Below are 25110 nucleotides of genomic sequence, written 5' to 3' on the forward strand. Positions count from 1 at the left end.
TTTTTTTTTTGGTAAACACATCTTTTCACCTCGTATTCTAGAAAAATAGGTTGATGATAATAGTATTTAACACATCAGCAATCGGGTGCAGGATGTCTCTATGGACACCGGTTTTTAATGTTTGCATTCCATAGTCAATCAGCTTATATAAGTCCTCTGTCGGTCTGAATTGCTTCATTTCCGTCCATATGGAATAGTCCGCGACACAAACGGCTTCGTGGATGGCGTGCCCGTCTACACATTCATTCATAACCCCGTTATAATTTGTAAATAAATCTTTGTCGGGGTGTACGTGTTGCCAGGGAAGATTATCATAAGCAGATTCAATTTTCTTGCCGATAACACCCCAGCCTGAATGCTTCTGGATATAGGGGATAAGATTCTCATTATTAATGGTAGTAAAGTCTTCGTGGTTAATTTTTACTTTCATCTCAATCACCTCCAACTCGATTGTCTTGATAGAGGGATTTTGAAATTTGGTTCCCCCTCGGGCTCCCCCTCCTCCTCACTCGCTCCTCTCGTTCTTAACAGATTTTTTATTTCTTGTTTTTACAGCCTTTTCTCTTGTACAACTGAAGTAATATAACTTAGTAGATACTGTGTTCAAAACTAGTTTCTAAAACAGTTATTTTCGTGTTTTTACCCTGTTGTTATTGTGTTGTTAGCCTATTTTATGTAACCCTGGTTGTCCAAGTTGACTAATTTAATCACCAAAAAAGGTATTTTTTTTAGGCTTTTTGGACATTACTTGACCATCTAATATTGTGGATGGGAGAGATTAAGGTGTTTGGATTAGGAAAAAAGCGCAGCAAACTGGGAAAATGGTTAGATAAACGAGGAATATCGCAAACTTGGCTTTCAAAGGAGTCAGGAGTAAACCGTAATACAATAAATGAATTGACTTCAGGTGATTCGGATCGTGCACCCACAATCAGGACCGTACAGAAGGTTTTAAAAGCATTAAGGAAAATAGATCCAGGTGTGAAATCAGACGATTTCTTTGATTTATAAAGGGAAAAAGGTTTAACATATCGAATGACATAGCAACAAGGAGGGAACGTTATGAGCGAAACTGGAAGGGAGTACAGTACAAAGGATATCGGGAACATACTCGATATAGCAGATAGTACAGTTCGGAAGTATTGCCAGCTGCTCGAAAAATCGGGTTATCAGTTTACCAGGAGTGAAAATGGATACCGTCTTTTTTTTGAACGGGATCTAAGGGCATTATCAGAGTTTAAGAACCTTTCAAAAGATGGAATCCAAGTGGATGAAATAGCTAAAAAGATCGTGTCGGCTTCCGGCACAGGCGACCCACAAAGCCCGAAGACAAAGGTTTCTGACGATATGCTGCTTAACCTTATGGAAACTGTTCAAACGCTTCAAAAACAGAATGAAACACTCCTGGAACACTCTGAAATTCAGGCCAGATTTAACGAGGAATTAGTAAAAAGGTTAGATCAGCAACAAAAATACATAGATAATAAGTTATCAGAGAGAGACAAACTTCTAACTGACTCATTAAAGGAGTCAATGGAGACAAGAAAATTAATCGCTGCTGCTAAGGAAGAAAAGAAAAGTGGATTCTTTGCACGTTTGTTTAATAAATAATCACTGAGTGCCCATTTACACACCCTAATTAATCTAGGTGTTCAATGGGCCTTTTTTACGCACTCCGTGTAGCTTCGTTGAGATCAACCGAGAACAATCTTTATCATATTGTAAAAAAACACTAAAAATCCTAATGTTGCTACAAAATTTGCTAATGCATTGGGCAATTTAATAACCACTCGTAAGCACCACTTCAAGAACAGGCCAGCAATTAAAGGAACTATGAGTAAGATAGCTAACTGTAATACCATATGGTCCATTTGACCTTGAAATGGTTTGAGATTTAGATTTACATTCATTTTACACCCCCACCTTATTTATCGGTAAAAAGTGTAAATTTTTATTTATTGAAAACCATAAAATAAATGAAAAACCCCACCAATTAGGCGGGGTTTAGTAGGCGCGAGGCCATAATCACATGAGCGCGTTTAAAAACGCTGGACGCTAAGGTCCATAAATATTAGGTGGTATTAATATACACCTGATGTATTTAGAATATACCACGTTATGTTATAAATGCAACATAATAGCGTTCAAAAATGATAAAAAAACGTGAAAAGAGTATATAAAAACGTGAAAAAGTGGATCATTTTCATTTTCAAGAAACATTTTCATCTTCGCTCTGATCACTTATGATTTGTACATTTAAAAACTCTATTCTCCGGTTCAATTTTTCAATTTCCTTCTCTTTTTCTTCCAGAAGTTCATTTTTAGATGCTAATTCTTTTAATAAGTGGTCTTGATGTTTTATTAAAAGGTTGTAGCTATATGGAGCCATGATTTTCATAAGTACTTCATCAATCTCATTCAATTTATCAGTATTGGATACACGTTTGAATTTCCGTAATATACGTCGTTTAGAAATAAATCTAGATTGTTCTAATTTAATACCACAATTGTTTTTTACTTCCCCTAAATCGCGAATGTTTTTACTTAAAGATACATGGGTATCTACACCATCGTTAAAACATTTTGAAGATATTGGCGCAATAATAACACCGTCAAATGTATCTGCCAAAACAATTGCTGGATGTTCGAATGTCAATTCTGTCCCAAAATGACCGAAAAAATCGACCAGAACAATTTGTCCTCTGCTAAAAATATGAGAATCCTTAAACTTCGGAGATAATGAACCATTTTTATCTTTCACATAGGCTTCAAATCCCAAAATCCAATGGATACCTTCTTCAAGTTTCCACTTTCGAATCTGATCATCCATCATTCTCGCGTTTTCAAATACATCAACAATTAATTGTGGATCTTCAGTTACCAGTTTTCCATCACAAGGTTTTGATCTTATCCCTCTGTCAAATTTAGTCTGTATCTTGTAATAACTTCTAGAACGCATATAACTCCTCCTCTTCAAAAAAGATTTTACCAGAAATCGACAAAAGTTACTGATAAAAATACTAGTTAAAAAATAAAAGATAAAAAAAGGTGAGTTATTGGCTGAACTATTTAAGAAATGGGTTTTCATCACTATTCTAGCCCCTTATCCTGGCTATTTTACCGCCTTAAATAAAAAGGTAATGGTTTTGTACCCTAAACGCTTAAAAGGGCTAAAAACCCCCTTAAAAGCATAAAAAGAGCCCATATAATATGGACTCTTCGCTTTATGTAAGGCGGGAAGACTGGGTCCTCCCTTTCGGGTTGCCCCGATGGAAGTGGCGTTTCGTTTCCAAAACTGTTCTTCCTGATAACATATTATTCTAGAGTTTCATATGTGTTACTGGTTTTTAAAATTGTACATCTGACGAGGATCCGTGAATCCTGTGAATAGGGGTTATTGCTTGAATGGTTATTTGCTGCCCAAAAGTAACATTAAGCAAATTTACATATAAAAAATAAGTTAATAATACATATCTTTTAGCCAGCTTTTGAGTCTGAAGAAAATTCATTTTGCAGCGTCTTCCGGAATATCTTTGTTATGTGCAACAGACCTCTCTTTGAAAAGGAGGTGATCCGATGAACGCTTTTGATGTAGTAAAGTTTGGATTTGATACTTTTTTCCAAACGACCACTTTTATCTTTACACTGTTAATCCTCATAAAAAATAGCCCATCTAGAGAAGACAGACCCAACCGAAGGTAGATTATGCGATTCTAACACCTTTAAACTGACATTTTTTTATAGAAAAATGAGACGTGGCAGCGTCCGTTTTTCTTTTTTTGTTTAAATATAGGACAACTTTAAAGTGGTAAAAAGCATATTCCGAAGAACATTCCGTGTAATATACCTAGTATCTCCCTGTAACCCACGTGTAGACTGCGTTAGAGTAGCGTAATCATACCGCTAATACAGTGTATGATATATAAATTAAATTATTATAAGGGATATTTAGGCTTATATATTTATTTTCATTATCTGATCTAAAAAAAGTCATCCTCATCTTCTTCTTTTAAAGCAATGGCCAGCCTTGCTCTGGATGTTGGAGAGAGTCCAAGGTCGGAAGCAAAAACCCTCATTTGTGCTGCAGCTTTATCCATCTTTGCAAAGAATGGGTTAGGCTTACCATCAACCCACTTGCCCTTTGCTTTTATTTCTCTTTTGTAGGATAAAAAGTTTGAATAAGCATCACAATACAGGGCTAAATGGTTAATATCAGCTTCAGAAATCAATTCCACAGATAGAAGGAGATCTGCAAGGCGCTTAAATTCTTTCTTTGCTGTGGCATCCAGCCAAGAAGGAGGAACGATATTTTCTGAACGCATTTTTAATTTATCTTCATTTGCAACTCGTCTTTCTAATTCTTCCTTTACATACCGGCTTTTATTGCCCTCTAACAGGGTCAATTTTGCGCTTTTTGGTGGTCTTGGCATATTTGTATTACCGCCCTTCAAAAATTTAAAATTTGCCCTTTACAAACGAATAACAGCAATGTACGATAAACCCAAGAGCACCAAGGCTTTAAGCCGGGTGCTCTTTTGTGTGCCCAGGGCTGAAAAAAACTTTATAAATCGAATTTTTTACGAAGGATGGTCCACACCGTTTTTCTCAAAAATAGTTGAAAAAGTTGAAAAGGCAGGGGGGACATCAAACGACAAAATAAATTGTTTTTCCGTTATAAATAGACAATCTTCGCCTTGATTCGACAATTCATATCCATATGATTCCATTCACATTAGGTATCTAATACCTTAGTAAACTGTTTGATTATCCATTTACCAGCAATGCTGCATTATCTGAAGCTAATAGCACCTTAAGTAATGCTGTTATGCATTGATAATCAGGTGTTAATGTTAGTTAATTCCCTTTAATATCAACGTTTCCAGGTCGTTTATTCCTCTTTGTTGACCTTTAAACAGTTAAAGAGATAAATTGCATTGGTTTTAATTAAATAATGAATGATATTGTAATGAATTATCGTTAAAATCCATCAAGTATCTTGAATATCAAGATGGTATTAGCATTATCCATTACTCTTTACAGCTATAAGCATCATCTGTATGCCTTTGTAGGTGTATTAAAGGTGTGTATGGTTCACTGTACCGCTGTTACTCGTTCAGCACCGCTTCAAACCGCTGTTTCATCTGCTTTTCACACTTAAAACCGTCTAAAACCACTCATTTTGCACTCTAAACGGCTTATATCAGTACAACAAAGCCCTTTCTGCACTCAATACACCTCTTACAGCACCGTACACACTCTCTGTCTGCTCTTTCCACACTCAGATACGCTCTACACAGTCTATATACAGTTATATAGAGTTATATAGTCTTATATAGGTTATATACACTCATACACCACACTAAGACTGCTATCCGTTCACTCTACATCTGTAAGGAGATACACAGTACAGCAACCGCGTTGCTGCTGCTTACATCACATACTCATATACAATGTATATAAGAAGACTGCCCAGGCTATATGAGCAGTCTATTCTAATTGGTTTAGCTAAGTGGCATTAAACCATATTGATAGTCGGTATTTGCTACTTGCACATCGAATTGATCAATGAACCTTGTACTAACCATTGCTTGATTAAATTTATAAGAAAGAGACGATTTCAACAATGTACCCTTATCGAAATACTTTAATGATAGGAATAACGATCCAAACACGAAAGGAGCCGATCCGTTTACATTCGGAAGTTCTTCGTCTGAAACATAAACAATCCTAAATCCGTTGAAGAAAATAACTGGAGAATTGTAGCCATCAATCATTTTATAGATTAGGAAGTTCTCAAGATTACCGGTGCTGTCTAATGTAGATACAAGTTTTGAGAAACCTGACTGATTCGTTGCAATGACAACTGAGTCTTTTAGTGCTGGATCAATATCGTTTATGAGCGATTTTTCAAGATCGAGATGGCTAGATAAAGTAGATGGTGTGGCAATGGCATTCTGCAACATTTTAAATATCTCGATATTTTCAGTTCTCGCTTTTTTCTTTTCGTGGCTGGCTTGTAAAATATCAATTACACTTTCCGGTGAATCCTGAATGTTTGATAAAGACACTGGAATAATTGAACCGAATCTGCGAATTTTATAACGAATGCTCTCGAGTTTTTCATCATCTTCTTGTATTTGAGAATCATAGTCTACAAGCTCAGTTAATTCAGTAATGCCACTTGGATCTTCAAATACGAATGTACCAGCAAATGTTTTAACCGGAATCACGTTGACGAATTGCTTAATGGATTGGAAAGGACGTTGAAAATCTGTGAATACCTCTTCTTGCCATACTGGATTACCTGTCCCATCATCAATAATTACGAGTGCCTTCTGTTCTGCGGTCATTGGTTTTTGTAAAATTAAATTCGCATATGCAGCTTTGATTTCTTTCTGTTTTTGGTTCATCTTATCATCTCCATTGTTTTCAGTTTGTCCGGCATTTAATGCGTTTTGATACTTTAAATGTGCAATATCCAGTTTTACTTCAGCTGCTTCTAATCGGGCACTTAGAGTAGCGATTTCTTCTACACTCACATTTTCATCCAGCATATCTAATGTTCTTTTTGCTCTTAAATCTGAAACCCTTTGCCCTGCTTGAATCCAGGCAGTATTTAATTCTTGAAGAGTTTGTTCCATAATTTCACCTTCTCTTTCTTCTTTTTATTTGTAGGGGCATATTTGTTTCCTTTGTCCCAAATAGTCCTATTTCTAGCCAAGATATAACCCGTTTCCGCGTATGGAGAAAATCGAGACTTACAAAGGGCTCCATAGTGGCCGGCTACATTTGAATGATGATGATCCTCTTTGCAAAAGTGGCAATAGAATGATAGATTTCCGGCCCTGTCTCGCTCGTCTGCTGCTATGACAGGTACGTTTGCGTGATTATAATTCATTCAGGTTCTTTCTCCTTTTTAGAATTTAAAATTGCTGTCTAAGATTAGGCTTTGATCCTCACCCCCCTAAAGTTTTGATACCTTCTTTAATTCATAGCCTGTGATTTTATATGGGCTCTTTTCATTGGTGCAATGTGCTATCCTGTGTCCTTCCCCTGCTCCGTGATGATGAAATTCCACACAGTAACTACACCAGGCACTTAACATCCCATCTGAATTACGTTCAAATGCTTCTAAAACCGGTATTTCCTTCATTGCTTTCTTACTTGGGAATAATGGAAGATTAGCCAGTTCCCGATAACTTTTGTCCGTCCAATTTTCCCATCTCTTTTTCTCTTGGTTGTACTTAAAGCCAATACGCTTTAGTGCGTAATTGATTTGTGCCGGGGTTTTTTTTATTTCTGCAGCTATATGTGTATTTGTATAAAATTCACGCATATTAAAGTAATTTTCGACTGTAAACAAGAGCTCACTCCCTTTGTTTTTTTGTCTTTTTATATCCACAGGAGGACAGATGGACAATAAGGACAGAAAGGACAGTAAATTTCAATGTCTGCAACATATATAAAAAAACATATAAATTTAAGGCTAAATACACCCTTTTTCCCTTATTTTTAAAAAATATCAATTTATATGTTTTTTACTGTCCTTACTGTCCTTTAGTGGATAAATCCCTTTAGTATCAATGGTTTGAGTGAGGACAGAAAACTATTTTTTACTGTCCATATTTTTTGTTTTACTGTCCTTACTGTCCTCCATTTATTTACAATGGAAATTTCTTACTGTCCTTACTGTCCTCTTACTGTCCATTTACTGTCCTCTACCTGTCTTTATAAAAGTTGTCTGTTTTCCATAGTGTTTAAATACTGTCCGGCTTGGTTTTCGCTCTTCCCATCCAGGTATTTTTCGTATAATGTCAATAATTTCTCTGGCATCGTGAATTTTCATATTTTCAAAGTCACGGTTTAAACATTCGCACCAAATTTCAGCCGCACAAACTTTATTTCTTTGAATGGAACCATTAGGATTTATTAAATAATTTCTACGTTCAAATATTTTCATAGCATCCCAATGTGAAGGTAATGTGGTATCTAAGTATTTTTCAATCAATCCTCTTCTTGGATCCTCTTCCATATGGCCTTCTTGAACCTTTGCTGCTTCTTCCTCTAAAACAGGGTCTAAATAAAGCTTTTCACCTTGTTTATAAAGCTCCATAGCTTCAGCCCATATTAGCCCTATAATGTCTTCATTTAGTTGTGTAATAGGGTTGTATTTTCGTTTTTTAGGGTCCACAGTTACGGGCCAAAACCTTCTATTTCCTGTCTTATCCCTTAGAAAGTCCTCTTTGTTGGTTGTTCCGATAAAAACGCACTTTCTAGGAAATTCTGAAACTACTCGATCATAAGCAACCCTGTAAGAATCAGTTTGCTTTGTGATAAAAGCTTTAATTTCCTCGACTTCCCCTTTTTTCATTGCTGCCAATTCGCCAAACTCAAATATCCAAGAGTTTTGTAAATGCTCTCCAGCTTCTTTGTTATCAAGGTTTTTTAATGAATCGGAAAACCACTCTCTAGCCAAGGCTGAAATGGTACTACTTTTACCGGCTCCTTGAGGTCCTACAAGTACAGGCATATAGTCAAATTTGCAACCAGGTTCATAAATTCGGGTTACTGCTGCAACTAGCCATTTTCGGGTAATTGCTCTTATATATGGCGTGTCTTCGGCTCCTAAATAATCAATGAAAAATGTGTCTACTCTGTTGTTTCCATCCCATTTTTGACCTTCTAAATACTCTTTAACTGGATGAAAGGAGTTTTGCCGGGTCACTTCGATATAAGCGTTTTGAATGATGGAAGTTGATTTAAAATCATACTGTTTACCGAAATAATGCAGTAACCGTTTATCGTCTGAACCTAACCAGGGCTCATATGGACGAAATGGAAGTTCTCTCTTTCTCCAAGGTAGATCCCCTTTTATTGCTTCAGTATTTTTGAAAGCATCATAGGCTAGTACGCCTTTGAATGGCTTGCTGGATAGAATAAATTCCGCATTGCGTGCATTTGCAAGGACTTTATCCCCTTTTGAGTTGTACTCAAGTTCCTTTAAACCGTCCTTTTCTTTTTCATCTGAAACGTATATTTGAAACGTCGTATTTTTAGGAGAGTTATAGTCTGAAAGAGTGCTGGAAGTATCATCTATAGCCCTTTGAATGGTCATTTGGCCATATGTTGAAGATCCTCGCTGTTCATCCCACTTTTCACGCATTAAACCGGATTCCCTAAACATTGCATCCATTTGTATAGGGTCTTTATTCGTCCAAAAAGCTAATTGGTTAGATAGCGCCATATCTGCTGAACTATGGTCACTTTCTATAAATCCATCGTATAAAGCCTTTATTGCTTGTCCGTTTTTACTGTTGAACATAGCCTGCCAAATTTGGCTATTACTCAAGGATGCTGTTCTTTTCCTCTGTGGACGGCTACTCTTTTTCCTGGCTGCAGGCTGCTTTTTAAAGTATTGTTCTAGGACACTTAGCAAACCATTCTGATCTTGATTTATGGGCTTTGGACTCTTTGTAGATCCGGTAATTGTGAAATATCTTAAGTCGCCATAAACCTCTAAATTAAGATCAGTGTTTTTGTTCTTATAACCTTCTGGAAGATCACCTTTAAGAATGATGTGTATTCCCGTTCCACTAACTGATTTTTCATAATAGGAGTCCACAGATTTTAGAATGTTTTTTGCGTGCTCTGATAAATGGCCTTGTTCATTAATAGCGCCATCAATGTCTATTCCAATAATTCCATCACCCAACATAAATCCAATACCATCAAATTTTTTAGTTTCAAATGCCCGTTTTATACTTTCAAAGTTTGACCAGGTACTTTTATCATTACTCTTTGCAGGGCTTCCAGTAGGTGTATAAGGTACTTTTGTGATCTTTCCCTTTCGTTCTTGAGCTTTCCAGCAAACCCACCTATCCAGCTGCTTCATTTCTTCAGGAATGTTTTCAAAAATAGGTGTTATTATTGATGTTTCTTTAGTTAATGCCAAAACGTTTTTCACCCCTTCTCTGGCTGACTATAAAAATAAGCTTTGCAAGGTTATTAACCTTACTTTTCAGTGTTTCGAAATTTTTAATAATCCCCTTTGTTCTTTTTTAACTCGTTCTTTATTTCGTGAATGGCCTTATAAATGGCCGCTTTCTTATTCTCGGGGAGTGGTTTTTTCAGCCATTCGTGTAAAGTATTTTCCCGAATTTTTAATTTCTCTGCTAACATCCAGATAGCAATTTTCCCCCTGGCACTGCGTATTTGTTTGTTGTAAATCGGCCCTGCCACAACGCCTCCCCCTATCGTTCAATTTCAAATATGTCCTCAAATTCAACTTGTAAGGTATCAACAATCTTTTTTGCTGCTACTGGACCCGGGCATCTGGTTCCATTACTAATCTGAACAATGGTCGGCTGTCCTAAATTAGCTGCCTTTGAGAATGAATTCTTTGAGAAACCTTTTTTAATAAGCAATTCATTAAAAAAAATAGGATCTTTAAGCTTTATCTTCATAATTATCACCTCGAAACTATTATTTTTTATAATAATTAATCATATGATATCTATAATTATTATTTTTTTCAATACTTTTATTTATTTTAAATAATATTTTCAATATAAATAAACAATAATATTGTAAATAATAATATTGTTGTTTATGATATAAGAAATGAAAGGTGATGACAAAGATGAAAAATACATTTGGAATATATCTGCGTGATTTAAGAAAGGAAAAAAAAATAACACTTGTGGAATTAGCTGAAAAATTAGAGTTATCTCAGCCTTATTTATCTCAAATAGAGAATGGAAAAATGAATGTACCAAAGCCTGAATTATTATCCAAAATGGCTTCAGTTTTAGATGTGGATTATTATCTTCTAATGAAAAAGGCAGGATATATCACAGAAGAGGAAGCTAGACAAAGCCAAAAGGAAATGGAGCTTGTAAATGTTGAGCGCATACTGCAAAACAACATTGAAGAACAAGAAAAAAGACATTTAGAAAACATCAACTATTTTTGTAAAGATTTTATTGAAATGTACGAAAACGGCAATCCAAATGCGATCGTTGCAGCTGAAAAAATTGCAAACTACCTTAAAGAATTCAATGACCTGAAAAAGACACAAAAAATTGTAAGTGATGCTCTTCTAGAAGAATTCACCCCTTTTTCATTAATGAATGAAGATTAAACACGGATCTGCAGCAGCTGACCGTGTTTTTTTGTTTTTATAGGACTTCTAATTCTTTTTCAACTCTAAAAATAAAGAGAGTCACTTTTTTATATTGCTTCCCCAATAGCTTCAAAATAATATGCAATCTTAGTAAGGGCATCAGCTTTTCTTCTGTCATACGTCCGGGGGCTTATTTGAAATTTCCCATATATGTCTTTATCGAAAACATAATCATCCTTCATATAACGCTCTAGAATGATTTCTTTTTCCTTATCCGGCAGCCGGTTAACTGCATTTTCGATTTGCACGCAGAAATCCTTCCACAGTTGTCTTTCTGGATTATGTTCTGCTTCTGGACCTTCTGTAACAAATTTGCAAACCCTGTATGTATCAAATAGCTTATTAAATTTGCTGAAAAGCTCTTTTTTAGCCATAGTTTACACCGCCCCAGGAATCTTCTTGTACTAATGGTATCAAGAAGTTAAAAGGGAAAAAAGGGCAGTCTCAAATAAACTTTAAAAGACCCCTAATTCGTCAAATTCATTTTTGGCAGCCTTAAATTCACGTTTGATTAATAAACGTGTTTTAGCCTTATCCAGTACGTTGTAGAAGTCATTAAAATCAGCTATTTCGCCACTTTCCACACGTTGAGATAATTGGTTAAATGCAATTTTATAAGCCAATATACATAGTTGATCGTCAGTAAATTGTTTCCCGACTTTTTTATATAGCATTAATTGGTGCATCACGATAGAACCGATTTGTTGCATTAGACCTTGTTCCACAGTTAGTTTTAATTTTTTGGCTGCTAACCAAACACGGCTGTATAAATCCTTAAGTAGTTTTCCAAAAAGGTCTTTGTATTGTTGAAGACGCTCAGGAACAAATTTTATGTATGGAGATCGTTTAGTATTTAATTGATTATTATTATGTTTTAAGTCTAAAGAAATTTTAGTGTCGTTTTTGGAAATATACTCTTCATCCTTTACATGGCAAGGTTTTTCAGGAACTTCACGCCCCGTCATTTGCGCCCCTTCACCTAATTTCTGGAACACGTAAACATTAGCTCCATCTCCGCCTGTTTTGGGTCTGATTGTTTCCTTAATGGCAATTAGTCCAAGCTTTTTGAATAGCCGTATAGCACGTTCCACAGTGGATCTAGATACCCCTGCACTTTCTGCGATAGTATCAATTTGAACCCAGCAAACACCTGGTATATCTGTAGCTCGTCGTGCTAATAAATTCCAAACAGCTAAAGCCCCTTTGGATAGCTTATCTTTGATTCTATAAAATACTTGGCTGCGATGCTGGTCAAACTCTTTTACACTGCTAAACTGTTGTAAATTGCGAAATTGCTCCATATAAACTTTACTCATTATGTATTGTCTCCTTTTGGTTAGGAGAAACAAAAAAGCATACCTTTCCAACCTGTTAAAAATACAAGGTTAAAAAGATATGCTTCAAAATTCGCGAGATTATGCCAAAACAAACCTGTTTACAATAGGCACGTTTCACATTATAATGAACATATTATTTAACCTGTAGGGCTATTACAGGCTTAGAAAAGTCATTCCCGTTAGCGTGCTGGTAACACCTAACATTATGGGAATGGCTTTTTACATTTCGTCCGTTATTAAGTTGTCCTTATTTTAAACTTGCAATCTAGTAATTTCAAGAAATAATTTTTTACCAACGTGTAAGAAAAAGGGCCTTTCTTGTATAAGGGCCCTTATTTTGTTTATAATAGTGTGTGTGATTTTTTAGTTGTTAGGTTAGAGAGTGATTAGTGTCCGCTAGTCGCTCTTTTTCTATTTTCTTTTTACAAAATGTCAAAGTTGCTATGAAAAGATCAATTTCGTTTGGATCCAGGTGAAAACATCTTGCTTGTGGTTCAGGATCATCAGTATTGAATATACAAATCATTGCTTCGCCTTCATCTGTAGATATTTCTAATACAGTGTCATTACTTTTAAATTGCACTTCCAAGTACGTTCACCCCTGTCTGTTTGGCGAATTTACAGCCTTCTTCAAATCCTTGGATGAATTGGCTTTCCCCTACTGCTGCACTCCAATAACAAGTTTGATCGTCTATGTTGGATATAAGTGCTTTTAACTGCTCGCTTGATAAAAACTCGATCAATGCCCGGAAAAGGTTTTTTAGCTTTTCATCTTCTTCCTGGGACCATTGGCTGTAATAAACTTTGCCCTTCTCTTCCAACTCAGCCAGTTTTTCTTTCGCTGCCATTACTAAAAATGGATTCATCTCAAACAGCTCCTTTGAAATTCTTCAACTTCTTGAAGTTATTCTACAACTTATTTTATGTAAAGTCAAAGAAATTATTTATGTTCGTGTACATTTTCTTTAATTTGTTGTAGAATATATTCAAATAAAACATTTAAGGGGAATGCGAAGTGGGATTTTCCTATGATCCATTATGGAAGTTATTGATTGATAAAAAAATGACAAAAGAAGAGTTAAGGACTGTATTAAGCATTTCACCAGGTACTATTGCAAAGATGGGAAAGGGTAAGAATGTTTCAATGGATGTAGTAGAAAGAATCTGTGCTTACCTGGATTGTAATATTGAAGATGTGGTCCAATATGTAAAAAAAGAGTCCTAAAAAGGGCTCTTTTCTTTTGCATTTAAAAAACTTTGATTGAGGGAGAAAAACAGAGTTTGACCTTTGTTAAAAAAACATTATTTCCCGGACTCTTTAAATAATTAAAATTGCTCTATTTAGCCAAATATAGCATTTGATTAATTTTCATTTAACAAACTGTATCATTTTGACTTCCTTTAATTAGCTTTATGTAAACTAGCATAAAAAAAGCGCCCTTTAATGAACGCTTTTTTTGAAATATGGTATTCAGAGGACTACATTATATGGGTTTTTCTTTTTAAAGTTGCTGTAAAGATTTTATTATTAGAAAAAAAAGCGCCCTTAATGGACGCTCGTGTACTTACTGTAAGTTCAGGATGGGATATTATATGGTCGTTCTTTTTAAAGTTGCTGCTTTTCTGCGCTAAAAAACAAAAAAGCCGATGATCTACAAATCATCAGACTTTCTGTTGTGTGCTATTTGTTATAAGGAGTGGTGGAGAAATACAGGCCAATCATTCGCAATAATAACTTACCTCCTAACACTAGAAGATAAACCACTTTTTTTGCTTATCTGTAGCAACTAATCTCCTTTCTGCTAAATCGACGACTTTATTTTTAAAGTTGATGATTGAACCTGCCTGGGCTTTTCTGCTTCTCCTTTTAAGGATCTGCAAAAATTACTGAATGTCTGCGCCTGGAAGACTTTAAACGGGTAGTCTTTGCTTTCCACAGCATAGCGCTGATCCGAGATAATCAGTAAATGAGGCTTTACCTTCTTTTCTCCCTGCCAAGGCTCATTTTCAAGAACTCCACTGTTATACAGGTCTACATACCTTTCTAGCTTTTCATTCATCTGTTTTTCACTGTAAAGTGTCTTTTGTACCTCGATAAAAAAAGGTGTTTTTCTAAAGATGCAAAAGATATCCGGCTCCGCTACCCCTTTGCAGCCGTATTTTGGCTCCACTAAAAAGGTTTCTAACTTCCCAATCTGTAAGATTTCTCTGTAGACAGTGAGGATCGCAAGGAAGTGCCCCACTTTTGCACTGTTTTTCTTCATACTGACTTCCGGGCCAAAATAACAGTATGGAATAAAGGCTGTAGATCGTTGAACATAACCTTCCCTCAATAGCCGTAAAAGGACGTTGTTTGCTGCGAAATTAGGCCGTTTTAAGCCCTTGAAATGTATCTCTGCAATAGAATCCCTATCCATCACCCTAAAACGGTTTAAATCGGCTATTATGGCCTTATCACGTTTCGTCAGTGACATCTAAGAACACATCCTTTTCCGTTAAATCGGGTGCTATATCTGCCGGTTCCTCCACTTTTTTTGCTTCCTTTGCAACCATAAACGGGCTTAAAAGCTCCTTTGCATCTTCCATTTCTAATAATGGAGCTTGAATCTCATATAATCGATCGTTATTCATAATAAACCGGCCGTCAACTTCAATTTCATCAGCACCGGGAGTATTTACAATTCGGGATTCAATCTTATCCCTTAATTTAAAACCCATAGAGACGGTTAAATTGGCTCTTATAGTGGTATCTAATACTTGAGCATTAGGGCGCTGCATAGACAGCACAGCGAATACTCCAAGGGTACGCCCTATTGCCACTATCTCCGTTAAAATATCCATTACAGTTTCATCTTTCCGCAGCATCACAAATTCATCTATACAAACAATGATATAAGGCCGTTTAAATTGAGCCGGTATATGGTCGATATGGCTTACTTCAAAGGCTTCTGTAAGGTCGCTTCGTTCATCTAATTCCTTTTTGATATGTTTCAACATAGACCGGATTTCCACAGGATTGCTTAAAACACATTTTACGTGCTCCACTTTTCGGAAAATATGAAACTCTGACTTCTTACAATCGCCCAGGTATAGTTGCAGGTCTTCAGGCCGTTTCATTTTAATTAGTGTGGTCAGGATAGAACGCAGCTGAGTAGATTTGCCGGACCCGGTTTCCCCTGCTATTAAAATATGAGGTTGTTTTAGGAGATCAAAGCCGACATACTGGCCGTTACGGTCCACACCGCAGATAATACCTAGTCGGTATGGCGCCAATATAGCCTTGATTTCATTGAATTTGTAGGGTAAAAGCTTAGGCATAGACGTTTGGTATATTGTTAGTTTAAATGTCTTGGAATCGCCTTTTAAATCAATGTTTTTGCCGAAATGCTGCTTAAATACATAATCCTTCTTCATTACTTCCTTTGGATCCATACCATTGACCAGGGTAAAGATATAAAAAGTCGTTTTGGCTTTCTTATCGAAATTGACTTGATGAATTCTAGGAAAGATTTTTAATTCTTTATCTCCGTTCTTATATTTAAGAAATATCCCTGCATTCTTAAATGCCTTTCTAAGCTCCATATTCGCCTTTTGGCGCTTCATAAAGGTTTTAATCAACTCCATTGTTTTATCCCCCTTAAATGCTTAGTAAGAACCAAAAAATCAAGCCATAACAGAATACAGGCAAAACAAACTTAAAAATGCCCGATATAGTGCCCGCCACTTCTGAATAACCACTGGAAGCAAATAACGTTTCTGAAAGGGCTATAGCCAATATAAGGCCGCCACCGATAAGGAATAATGTAAAGGGATCTTGTACTGGTAGGAATGATTTAAGGGTGATAGGTGGGAATATGGAGAATAAATTTGTTGTATGAGGTTTTACTTTTGGGATTTGGGCTGCCGGGCTCATAAATTCCTTTAAAGGTATGACCTCAATTTTTTTTTTTGGTAAACACATCTTTTCACCTCGTATTCTAGAAAAATAGGTTGATGATAATAGTATTTAACACATCAGCAATCGGGTGCAGGATGTCTCTATGGACACCGGTTTTTAATGTTTGCATTCCATAGTCAATCAGCTTATATAAGTCCTCTGTCGGTCTGAATTGCTTCATTTCCGTCCATATGGAATAGTCCGCGACACAAACGGCTTCGTGGATGGCGTGCCCGTCTACACATTCATTCATAACCCCGTTATAATTTGTAAATAAATCTTTGTCGGGGTGTACGTGTTGCCAGGGAAGATTATCATAAGCAGATTCAATTTTCTTGCCGATAACACCCCAGCCTGAATGCTTCTGGATATAGGGGATAAGATTCTCATTATTAATGGTAGTAAAGTCTTCGTGGTTAATTTTTACTTTCATCTCAATCACCTCCAACTCGATTGTCTTGATAGAGGGATTTTGAAATTTGGTTCCCCCTCGGGCTCCCCCTCCTCCTCACTCGCTCCTCTCGTTCTTAACAGATTTTTTATTTCTTGTTTTTACAGCCTTTTCTCTTGTACAACTGAAGTAATATAACTTAGTAGATACTGTGTTCAAAACTAGTTTCTAAAACAGTTATTTTCGTGTTTTTACCCTGTTGTTATTGTGTTGTTAGCCTATTTTATGTAACCCTGGTTGTCCAAGTTGACTAATTTAATCACCAAAAAAGGTATTTTTTTTAGGCTTTTTGGACATTACTTGACCATCTAATATTGTGGATGGGAGAGATTAAGGTGTTTGGATTAGGAAAAAAGCGCAGCAAACTGGGAAAATGGTTAGATAAACGAGGAATATCGCAAACTTGGCTTTCAAAGGAGTCAGGAGTAAACCGTAATACAATAAATGAATTGACTTCAGGTGATTCGGATCGTGCACCCACAATCAGGACCGTACAGAAGGTTTTAAAAGCATTAAGGAAAATAGATCCAGGTGTGAAATCAGACGATTTCTTTGATTTATAAAGGGAAAAAGGTTTAACATATCGAATGACATAGCAACAAGGAGGGAACGTTATGAGCGAAACTGGAAGGGAGTACAGTACAAAGGATATCGGGAACATACTCGATATAGCAGATAGTACAGTTCGGAAGTATTGCCAGCTGCTCGAAAAATCGGGTTATCAGTTTACCAGGAGTGAAAATGGATACCGTCTTTTTTTTGAACGGGATCTAAGGGCATTATCAGAGTTTAAGAACCTTTCAAAAGATGGAATCCAAGTGGATGAAATAGCTAAAAAGATCGTGTCGGCTTCCGGCACAGGCGACCCACAAAGCCCGAAGACAAAGGTTTCTGACGATATGCTGCTTAACCTTATGGAAACTGTTCAAACGCTTCAAAAACAGAATGAAACACTCCTGGAACACTCTGAAATTCAGGCCAGATTTAACGAGGAATTAGTAAAAAGGTTAGATCAGCAACAAAAATACATAGATAATAAGTTATCAGAGAGAGACAAACTTCTAACTGACTCATTAAAGGAGTCAATGGAGACAAGAAAATTAATCGCTGCTGCTAAGGAAGAAAAGAAAAGTGGATTCTTTGCACGTTTGTTTAATAAATAATCACTGAGTGCCCATTTACACACCCTAATTAATCTAGGTGTTCAATGGGCCTTTTTTACGCACTCCGTGTAGCTTCGTTGAGATCAACCGAGAACAATCTTTATCATATTGTAAAAAAACACTAAAAATCCTAATGTTGCTACAAAATTTGCTAATGCATTGGGCAATTTAATAACCACTCGTAAGCACCACTTCAAGAACAGGCCAGCAATTAAAGGAACTATGAGTAAGATAGCTAACTGTAATACCATATGGTCCATTTGACCTTGAAATGGTTTGAGATTTAGATTTACATTCATTTTACACCCCCACCTTATTTATCGGTAAAAAGTGTAAATTTTTATTTATTGAAAACCATAAAATAAATGAAAAACCCCACCAATTAGGCGGGGTTTAGTAGGCGCGAGGCCATAATCACATGAGCGCGTTTAAAAACGCTGGACGCTAAGGTCCATAAATATTAGGTGGTATTAATATACACCTGATGTATTTAGAATATACCACGTTATGTTATAAATGCAACATAATAGCGTTCAAAAATGATAAAAAAACGTGAAAAGAGTATATAAAAACGTGAAAAAGTGGATCATTTTCATTTTCAAGAAACATTTTCATCTTCGCTCTGATCACTTATGATTTGTACATTTAAAAACTCTATTCTCCGGTTCAATTTTTCAATTTCCTTCTCTTTTTCTTCCAGAAGTTCATTTTTAGATGCTAATTCTTTTAATAAGTGGTCTTGATGTTTTATTAAAAGGTTGTAGCTATATGGAGCCATGATTTTCATAAGTACTTCATCAATCTCATTCAATTTATCAGTATTGGATACACGTTTGAATTTCCGTAATATACGTCGTTTAGAAATAAATCTAGATTGTTCTAATTTAATACCACAATTGTTTTTTACTTCCCCTAAATCGCGAATGTTTTTACTTAAAGATACATGGGTATCTACACCATCGTTAAAACATTTTGAAGATATTGGCGCAATAATAACACCGTCAAATGTATCTGCCAAAACAATTGCTGGATGTTCGAATGTCAATTCTGTCCCAAAATGACCGAAAAAATCGACCAGAACAATTTGTCCTCTGCTAAAAATATGAGAATCCTTAAACTTCGGAGATAATGAACCATTTTTATCTTTCACATAGGCTTCAAATCCCAAAATCCAATGGATACCTTCTTCAAGTTTCCACTTTCGAATCTGATCATCCATCATTCTCGCGTTTTCAAATACATCAACAATTAATTGTGGATCTTCAGTTACCAGTTTTCCATCACAAGGTTTTGATCTTATCCCTCTGTCAAATTTAGTCTGTATCTTGTAATAACTTCTAGAACGCATATAACTCCTCCTCTTCAAAAAAGATTTTACCAGAAATCGACAAAAGTTACTGATAAAAATACTAGTTAAAAAATAAAAGATAAAAAAAGGTGAGTTATTGGCTGAACTATTTAAGAAATGGGTTTTCATCACTATTCTAGCCCCTTATCCTGGCTATTTTACCGCCTTAAATAAAAAGGTAATGGTTTTGTACCCTAAACGCTTAAAAGGGCTAAAAACCCCCTTAAAAGCATAAAAAGAGCCCATATAATATGGACTCTTCGCTTTATGTAAGGCGGGAAGACTGGGTCCTCCCTTTCGGGTTGCCCCGATGGAAGTGGCGTTTCGTTTCCAAAACTGTTCTTCCTGATAACATATTATTCTAGAGTTTCATATGTGTTACTGGTTTTTAAAATTGTACATCTGACGAGGATCCGTGAATCCTGTGAATAGGGGTTATTGCTTGAATGGTTATTTGCTGCCCAAAAGTAACATTAAGCAAATTTACATATAAAAAATAAGTTAATAATACATATCTTTTAGCCAGCTTTTGAGTCTGAAGAAAATTCATTTTGCAGCGTCTTCCGGAATATCTTTGTTATGTGCAACAGACCTCTCTTTGAAAAGGAGGTGATCCGATGAACGCTTTTGATGTAGTAAAGTTTGGATTTGATACTTTTTTCCAAACGACCACTTTTATCTTTACACTGTTAATCCTCATAAAAAATAGCCCATCTAGAGAAGACAGACCCAACCGAAGGTAGATTATGCGATTCTAACACCTTTAAACTGACATTTTTTTATAGAAAAATGAGACGTGGCAGCGTCCGTTTTTCTTTTTTTGTTTAAATATAGGACAACTTTAAAGTGGTAAAAAGCATATTCCGAAGAACATTCCGTGTAATATACCTAGTATCTCCCTGTAACCCACGTGTAGACTGCGTTAGAGTAGCGTAATCATACCGCTAATACAGTGTATGATATATAAATTAAATTATTATAAGGGATATTTAGGCTTATATATTTATTTTCATTATCTGATCTAAAAAAAGTCATCCTCATCTTCTTCTTTTAAAGCAATGGCCAGCCTTGCTCTGGATGTTGGAGAGAGTCCAAGGTCGGAAGCAAAAACCCTCATTTGTGCTGCAGCTTTATCCATCTTTGCAAAGAATGGGTTAGGCTTACCATCAACCCACTTGCCCTTTGCTTTTATTTCTCTTTTGTAGGATAAAAAGTTTGAATAAGCATCACAATACAGGGCTAAATGGTTAATATCAGCTTCAGAAATCAATTCCACAGATAGAAGGAGATCTGCAAGGCGCTTAAATTCTTTCTTTGCTGTGGCATCCAGCCAAGAAGGAGGAACGATATTTTCTGAACGCATTTTTAATTTATCTTCATTTGCAACTCGTCTTTCTAATTCTTCCTTTACATACCGGCTTTTATTGCCCTCTAACAGGGTCAATTTTGCGCTTTTTGGTGGTCTTGGCATATTTGTATTACCGCCCTTCAAAAATTTAAAATTTGCCCTTTACAAACGAATAACAGCAATGTACGATAAACCCAAGAGCACCAAGGCTTTAAGCCGGGTGCTCTTTTGTGTGCCCAGGGCTGAAAAAAACTTTATAAATCGAATTTTTTACGAAGGATGGTCCACACCGTTTTTCTCAAAAATAGTTGAAAAAGTTGAAAAGGCAGGGGGGACATCAAACGACAAAATAAATTGTTTTTCCGTTATAAATAGACAATCTTCGCCTTGATTCGACAATTCATATCCATATGATTCCATTCACATTAGGTATCTAATACCTTAGTAAACTGTTTGATTATCCATTTACCAGCAATGCTGCATTATCTGAAGCTAATAGCACCTTAAGTAATGCTGTTATGCATTGATAATCAGGTGTTAATGTTAGTTAATTCCCTTTAATATCAACGTTTCCAGGTCGTTTATTCCTCTTTGTTGACCTTTAAACAGTTAAAGAGATAAATTGCATTGGTTTTAATTAAATAATGAATGATATTGTAATGAATTATCGTTAAAATCCATCAAGTATCTTGAATATCAAGATGGTATTAGCATTATCCATTACTCTTTACAGCTATAAGCATCATCTGTATGCCTTTGTAGGTGTATTAAAGGTGTGTATGGTTCACTGTACCGCTGTTACTCGTTCAGCACCGCTTCAAACCGCTGTTTCATCTGCTTTTCACACTTAAAACCGTCTAAAACCACTCATTTTGCACTCTAAACGGCTTATATCAGTACAACAAAGCCCTTTCTGCACTCAATACACCTCTTACAGCACCGTACACACTCTCTGTCTGCTCTTTCCACACTCAGATACGCTCTACACAGTCTATATACAGTTATATAGAGTTATATAGTCTTATATAGGTTATATACACTCATACACCACACTAAGACTGCTATCCGTTCACTCTACATCTGTAAGGAGATACACAGTACAGCAACCGCGTTGCTGCTGCTTACATCACATACTCATATACAATGTATATAAGAAGACTGCCCAGGCTATATGAGCAGTCTATTCTAATTGGTTTAGCTAAGTGGCATTAAACCATATTGATAGTCGGTATTTGCTACTTGCACATCGAATTGATCAATGAACCTTGTACTAACCATTGCTTGATTAAATTTATAAGAAAGAGACGATTTCAACAATGTACCCTTATCGAAATACTTTAATGATAGGAATAACGATCCAAACACGAAAGGAGCCGATCCGTTTACATTCGGAAGTTCTTCGTCTGAAACATAAACAATCCTAAATCCGTTGAAGAAAATAACTGGAGAATTGTAGCCATCAATCATTTTATAGATTAGGAAGTTCTCAAGATTACCGGTGCTGTCTAATGTAGATACAAGTTTTGAGAAACCTGACTGATTCGTTGCAATGACAACTGAGTCTTTTAGTGCTGGATCAATATCGTTTATGAGCGATTTTTCAAGATCGAGATGGCTAGATAAAGTAGATGGTGTGGCAATGGCATTCTGCAACATTTTAAATATCTCGATATTTTCAGTTCTCGCTTTTTTCTTTTCGTGGCTGGCTTGTAAAATATCAATTACACTTTCCGGTGAATCCTGAATGTTTGATAAAGACACTGGAATAATTGAACCGAATCTGCGAATTTTATAACGAATGCTCTCGAGTTTTTCATCATCTTCTTGTATTTGAGAATCATAGTCTACAAGCTCAGTTAATTCAGTAATGCCACTTGGATCTTCAAATACGAATGTACCAGCAAATGTTTTAACCGGAATCACGTTGACGAATTGCTTAATGGATTGGAAAGGACGTTGAAAATCTGTGAATACCTCTTCTTGCCATACTGGATTACCTGTCCCATCATCAATAATTACGAGTGCCTTCTGTTCTGCGGTCATTGGTTTTTGTAAAATTAAATTCGCATATGCAGCTTTGATTTCTTTCTGTTTTTGGTTCATCTTATCATCTCCATTGTTTTCAGTTTGTCCGGCATTTAATGCGTTTTGATACTTTAAATGTGCAATATCCAGTTTTACTTCAGCTGCTTCTAATCGGGCACTTAGAGTAGCGATTTCTTCTACACTCACATTTTCATCCAGCATATCTAATGTTCTTTTTGCTCTTAAATCTGAAACCCTTTGCCCTGCTTGAATCCAGGCAGTATTTAATTCTTGAAGAGTTTGTTCCATAATTTCACCTTCTCTTTCTTCTTTTTATTTGTAGGGGCATATTTGTTTCCTTTGTCCCAAATAGTCCTATTTCTAGCCAAGATATAACCCGTTTCCGCGTATGGAGAAAATCGAGACTTACAAAGGGCTCCATAGTGGCCGGCTACATTTGAATGATGATGATCCTCTTTGCAAAAGTGGCAATAGAATGATAGATTTCCGGCCCTGTCTCGCTCGTCTGCTGCTATGACAGGTACGTTTGCGTGATTATAATTCATTCAGGTTCTTTCTCCTTTTTAGAATTTAAAATTGCTGTCTAAGATTAGGCTTTGATCCTCACCCCCCTAAAGTTTTGATACCTTCTTTAATTCATAGCCTGTGATTTTATATGGGCTCTTTTCATTGGTGCAATGTGCTATCCTGTGTCCTTCCCCTGCTCCGTGATGATGAAATTCCACACAGTAACTACACCAGGCACTTAACATCCCATCTGAATTACGTTCAAATGCTTCTAAAACCGGTATTTCCTTCATTGCTTTCTTACTTGGGAATAATGGAAGATTAGCCAGTTCCCGATAACTTTTGTCCGTCCAATTTTCCCATCTCTTTTTCTCTTGGTTGTACTTAAAGCCAATACGCTTTAGTGCGTAATTGATTTGTGCCGGGGTTTTTTTTATTTCTGCAGCTATATGTGTATTTGTATAAAATTCACGCATATTAAAGTAATTTTCGACTGTAAACAAGAGCTCACTCCCTTTGTTTTTTTGTCTTTTTATATCCACAGGAGGACAGATGGACAATAAGGACAGAAAGGACAGTAAATTTCAATGTCTGCAACATATATAAAAAAACATATAAATTTAAGGCTAAATACACCCTTTTTCCCTTATTTTTAAAAAATATCAATTTATATGTTTTTTACTGTCCTTACTGTCCTTTAGTGGATAAATCCCTTTAGTATCAATGGTTTGAGTGAGGACAGAAAACTATTTTTTACTGTCCATATTTTTTGTTTTACTGTCCTTACTGTCCTCCATTTATTTACAATGGAAATTTCTTACTGTCCTTACTGTCCTCTTACTGTCCATTTACTGTCCTCTACCTGTCTTTATAAAAGTTGTCTGTTTTCCATAGTGTTTAAATACTGTCCGGCTTGGTTTTCGCTCTTCCCATCCAGGTATTTTTCGTATAATGTCAATAATTTCTCTGGCATCGTGAATTTTCATATTTTCAAAGTCACGGTTTAAACATTCGCACCAAATTTCAGCCGCACAAACTTTATTTCTTTGAATGGAACCATTAGGATTTATTAAATAATTTCTACGTTCAAATATTTTCATAGCATCCCAATGTGAAGGTAATGTGGTATCTAAGTATTTTTCAATCAATCCTCTTCTTGGATCCTCTTCCATATGGCCTTCTTGAACCTTTGCTGCTTCTTCCTCTAAAACAGGGTCTAAATAAAGCTTTTCACCTTGTTTATAAAGCTCCATAGCTTCAGCCCATATTAGCCCTATAATGTCTTCATTTAGTTGTGTAATAGGGTTGTATTTTCGTTTTTTAGGGTCCACAGTTACGGGCCAAAACCTTCTATTTCCTGTCTTATCCCTTAGAAAGTCCTCTTTGTTGGTTGTTCCGATAAAAACGCACTTTCTAGGAAATTCTGAAACTACTCGATCATAAGCAACCCTGTAAGAATCAGTTTGCTTTGTGATAAAAGCTTTAATTTCCTCGACTTCCCCTTTTTTCATTGCTGCCAATTCGCCAAACTCAAATATCCAAGAGTTTTGTAAATGCTCTCCAGCTTCTTTGTTATCAAGGTTTTTTAATGAATCGGAAAACCACTCTCTAGCCAAGGCTGAAATGGTACTACTTTTACCGGCTCCTTGAGGTCCTACAAGTACAGGCATATAGTCAAATTTGCAACCAGGTTCATAAATTCGGGTTACTGCTGCAACTAGCCATTTTCGGGTAATTGCTCTTATATATGGCGTGTCTTCGGCTCCTAAATAATCAATGAAAAATGTGTCT

General features: G+C 36.1%; 32 protein-coding genes. 8 read left to right on the forward strand and 24 right to left on the reverse strand.

Annotated features, from left to right (window positions below):
• Positions 1–37: 37 nt before the first annotated feature.
• Positions 38–430 carry a hypothetical protein gene (locus A5N88_RS23775; RefSeq protein WP_066271546.1) on the reverse strand — a complete coding sequence of 131 codons (393 nt, stop codon included), beginning with the start codon at positions 428–430 and terminating at the stop codon, positions 38–40.
• 353 nt (positions 431–783) lie between these two features.
• Between A5N88_RS23775 and A5N88_RS23780 the strand changes: the two genes are divergently transcribed.
• Both A5N88_RS23780 and A5N88_RS23785 read left to right on the forward strand, forming a co-directional pair.
• Positions 784–1011, forward strand: a complete 228-nt coding sequence (locus A5N88_RS23780; RefSeq protein ID WP_066271550.1) for a helix-turn-helix transcriptional regulator — start codon at positions 784–786, stop codon at positions 1009–1011.
• A gap of 51 nt (positions 1012–1062) precedes the next feature.
• Positions 1063–1611, forward strand: a complete 549-nt coding sequence (locus A5N88_RS23785) for a DUF3967 domain-containing protein (RefSeq protein ID WP_066271553.1) — start codon at positions 1063–1065, stop codon at positions 1609–1611.
• An 83-nt stretch (positions 1612–1694) separates the two neighbouring features.
• Here A5N88_RS23785 and A5N88_RS23790 read toward each other — a convergent pair whose 3' ends face one another.
• Positions 1695–1910 (reverse strand): hypothetical protein, encoded by a 216-nt coding sequence (locus A5N88_RS23790; protein WP_066271555.1) that lies wholly within the window; start codon positions 1908–1910, stop codon positions 1695–1697.
• 299 nt (positions 1911–2209) lie between these two features.
• Positions 2210–2959, reverse strand: a complete 750-nt coding sequence (locus A5N88_RS23795) for a type II toxin-antitoxin system PemK/MazF family toxin (RefSeq protein ID WP_066271557.1) — start codon at positions 2957–2959, stop codon at positions 2210–2212.
• Between the two features lie 617 nt (positions 2960–3576).
• Here A5N88_RS23795 and A5N88_RS26255 point away from each other — a divergent pair.
• Positions 3577–3702: a hypothetical protein gene (locus A5N88_RS26255; protein WP_260525584.1), complete on the forward strand. Its 126-nt coding sequence runs from the start codon at positions 3577–3579 to the stop codon at positions 3700–3702.
• Between the two features lie 278 nt (positions 3703–3980).
• On the opposite strand, the gene A5N88_RS23800 is transcribed toward A5N88_RS26255, so the two are convergent.
• The 7 genes from A5N88_RS23800 to A5N88_RS23830 form a co-directional block, all read right to left on the reverse strand.
• Positions 3981–4430, reverse strand: a complete 450-nt coding sequence (locus A5N88_RS23800) for a phage terminase small subunit P27 family (protein ID WP_066271558.1) — start codon at positions 4428–4430, stop codon at positions 3981–3983.
• A gap of 1071 nt (positions 4431–5501) precedes the next feature.
• Positions 5502–6641 (reverse strand): phage major capsid protein, encoded by a 1140-nt coding sequence (locus A5N88_RS23805; RefSeq protein WP_066271562.1) that lies wholly within the window; start codon positions 6639–6641, stop codon positions 5502–5504.
• Complete coding sequence (locus A5N88_RS23810; protein ID WP_066271564.1) at positions 6617–6898, reverse strand: hypothetical protein; 282 nt, start codon at positions 6896–6898, stop codon at positions 6617–6619. Before A5N88_RS23810 ends, A5N88_RS23805 begins: the two co-directional genes overlap by 25 nt.
• Positions 6899–6964: 66 nt before the next feature.
• Positions 6965–7153, reverse strand: coding sequence for a hypothetical protein (locus tag A5N88_RS23815; protein ID WP_066271597.1), 189 nt, complete (start codon positions 7151–7153; stop codon positions 6965–6967).
• Between the two features lie 555 nt (positions 7154–7708).
• Positions 7709–9952 carry a phage NrS-1 polymerase family protein gene (locus tag A5N88_RS23820; RefSeq protein WP_066271566.1) on the reverse strand — a complete coding sequence of 748 codons (2244 nt, stop codon included), beginning with the start codon at positions 9950–9952 and terminating at the stop codon, positions 7709–7711.
• Positions 9953–10035: 83 nt separating this feature from the next.
• Complete coding sequence (locus A5N88_RS23825; protein ID WP_066271567.1) at positions 10036–10239, reverse strand: hypothetical protein; 204 nt, start codon at positions 10237–10239, stop codon at positions 10036–10038.
• Between the two features lie 11 nt (positions 10240–10250).
• Positions 10251–10463 carry a helix-turn-helix domain-containing protein gene (locus tag A5N88_RS23830; RefSeq protein WP_066271568.1) on the reverse strand — a complete coding sequence of 71 codons (213 nt, stop codon included), beginning with the start codon at positions 10461–10463 and terminating at the stop codon, positions 10251–10253.
• A 176-nt stretch (positions 10464–10639) separates the two neighbouring features.
• Between A5N88_RS23830 and A5N88_RS23835 the strand changes: the two genes are divergently transcribed.
• Complete coding sequence (locus A5N88_RS23835) at positions 10640–11140, forward strand: helix-turn-helix domain-containing protein (protein WP_066271569.1); 501 nt, start codon at positions 10640–10642, stop codon at positions 11138–11140.
• Between the two features lie 89 nt (positions 11141–11229).
• Here the strand turns inward: A5N88_RS23835 and A5N88_RS23840 are convergent, their stop codons facing one another.
• From A5N88_RS23840 to A5N88_RS23855, 4 genes are all read right to left on the reverse strand, one after another.
• Positions 11230–11556 (reverse strand): ArpU family phage packaging/lysis transcriptional regulator, encoded by a 327-nt coding sequence (locus tag A5N88_RS23840; RefSeq protein WP_066271571.1) that lies wholly within the window; start codon positions 11554–11556, stop codon positions 11230–11232.
• A gap of 81 nt (positions 11557–11637) precedes the next feature.
• Entirely contained in the window at positions 11638–12498 is an 861-nt protein-coding gene (locus A5N88_RS23845) for a helix-turn-helix domain-containing protein (protein ID WP_066271573.1), read from the reverse strand.
• Between the two features lie 391 nt (positions 12499–12889).
• Positions 12890–13108, reverse strand: coding sequence for a hypothetical protein (locus A5N88_RS23850; RefSeq protein WP_066271575.1), 219 nt, complete (start codon positions 13106–13108; stop codon positions 12890–12892).
• Positions 13092–13385, reverse strand: coding sequence for a hypothetical protein (locus tag A5N88_RS23855; protein WP_066271579.1), 294 nt, complete (start codon positions 13383–13385; stop codon positions 13092–13094). Before A5N88_RS23855 ends, A5N88_RS23850 begins: the two co-directional genes overlap by 17 nt.
• A 149-nt stretch (positions 13386–13534) precedes the next feature.
• Here A5N88_RS23855 and A5N88_RS23860 point away from each other — a divergent pair, with 149 nt between their 5' ends.
• Entirely contained in the window at positions 13535–13744 is a 210-nt protein-coding gene (locus A5N88_RS23860; protein ID WP_066271581.1) for a helix-turn-helix domain-containing protein, read from the forward strand.
• A 577-nt stretch (positions 13745–14321) separates the two neighbouring features.
• Here the strand turns inward: A5N88_RS23860 and A5N88_RS23870 are convergent.
• From A5N88_RS23870 to A5N88_RS23885, 3 genes are all read right to left on the reverse strand, one after another.
• On the reverse strand, positions 14322–14993 hold the full coding sequence (locus tag A5N88_RS23870; RefSeq protein WP_066271590.1) for a hypothetical protein: 672 nt from the start codon (positions 14991–14993) through the stop codon (positions 14322–14324).
• Positions 14974–16143, reverse strand: a complete 1170-nt coding sequence (locus A5N88_RS23875; protein WP_066271593.1) for an FtsK/SpoIIIE domain-containing protein — start codon at positions 16141–16143, stop codon at positions 14974–14976. The genes A5N88_RS23870 and A5N88_RS23875 overlap by 20 nt, the downstream gene beginning before the upstream one ends.
• A gap of 353 nt (positions 16144–16496) precedes the next feature.
• Entirely contained in the window at positions 16497–16889 is a 393-nt protein-coding gene (locus tag A5N88_RS23885; protein WP_066271546.1) for a hypothetical protein, read from the reverse strand.
• Positions 16890–17242: 353 nt separating this feature from the next.
• Here A5N88_RS23885 and A5N88_RS23890 point away from each other — a divergent pair, with 353 nt between their 5' ends.
• Positions 17243–17470, forward strand: coding sequence for a helix-turn-helix transcriptional regulator (locus A5N88_RS23890; RefSeq protein WP_066271550.1), 228 nt, complete (start codon positions 17243–17245; stop codon positions 17468–17470).
• A 51-nt stretch (positions 17471–17521) separates the two neighbouring features.
• On the forward strand, positions 17522–18070 hold the full coding sequence (locus A5N88_RS23895) for a DUF3967 domain-containing protein (RefSeq protein ID WP_066271553.1): 549 nt from the start codon (positions 17522–17524) through the stop codon (positions 18068–18070).
• Positions 18071–18153: 83 nt separating this feature from the next.
• Here A5N88_RS23895 and A5N88_RS23900 read toward each other — a convergent pair whose 3' ends face one another.
• Positions 18154–18369 (reverse strand): hypothetical protein, encoded by a 216-nt coding sequence (locus A5N88_RS23900; RefSeq protein ID WP_066271555.1) that lies wholly within the window; start codon positions 18367–18369, stop codon positions 18154–18156.
• Positions 18370–18668: 299 nt separating this feature from the next.
• Positions 18669–19418 carry a type II toxin-antitoxin system PemK/MazF family toxin gene (locus A5N88_RS23905; RefSeq protein WP_066271557.1) on the reverse strand — a complete coding sequence of 250 codons (750 nt, stop codon included), beginning with the start codon at positions 19416–19418 and terminating at the stop codon, positions 18669–18671.
• Positions 19419–20035: 617 nt separating this feature from the next.
• On the opposite strand from A5N88_RS23905, the gene A5N88_RS26260 reads away from it, so the two are divergent.
• Positions 20036–20161 (forward strand): hypothetical protein, encoded by a 126-nt coding sequence (locus tag A5N88_RS26260; RefSeq protein WP_260525584.1) that lies wholly within the window; start codon positions 20036–20038, stop codon positions 20159–20161.
• Between the two features lie 278 nt (positions 20162–20439).
• Here the strand turns inward: A5N88_RS26260 and A5N88_RS23910 are convergent, their stop codons facing one another.
• From A5N88_RS23910 to A5N88_RS23930, 5 genes are all read right to left on the reverse strand, one after another.
• Positions 20440–20889: a phage terminase small subunit P27 family gene (locus tag A5N88_RS23910; RefSeq protein WP_066271558.1), complete on the reverse strand. Its 450-nt coding sequence runs from the start codon at positions 20887–20889 to the stop codon at positions 20440–20442.
• A 1071-nt stretch (positions 20890–21960) separates the two neighbouring features.
• The gene (locus A5N88_RS23915; protein ID WP_066271562.1) at positions 21961–23100 is read right to left on the reverse strand and encodes a phage major capsid protein; all 1140 of its coding nucleotides are present in this window, start codon (positions 23098–23100) and stop codon (positions 21961–21963) included.
• Positions 23076–23357, reverse strand: a complete 282-nt coding sequence (locus A5N88_RS23920) for a hypothetical protein (protein ID WP_066271564.1) — start codon at positions 23355–23357, stop codon at positions 23076–23078. The genes A5N88_RS23915 and A5N88_RS23920 overlap by 25 nt, the downstream gene beginning before the upstream one ends.
• Positions 23358–23423: 66 nt before the next feature.
• Positions 23424–23612, reverse strand: a complete 189-nt coding sequence (locus A5N88_RS23925; RefSeq protein ID WP_066271597.1) for a hypothetical protein — start codon at positions 23610–23612, stop codon at positions 23424–23426.
• Positions 23613–24167: 555 nt separating this feature from the next.
• Positions 24168–25110, reverse strand: a 943-nt coding sequence (locus tag A5N88_RS23930) for a virulence-associated E family protein (protein ID WP_232317668.1), incomplete at its 5' end; no start/stop codon positions are given.

This window comes from Heyndrickxia acidicola (assembly GCF_001636425.1).
GTDB lineage: Bacteria > Bacillota > Bacilli > Bacillales > Bacillaceae_C > Bacillus_AE > Bacillus_AE acidicola.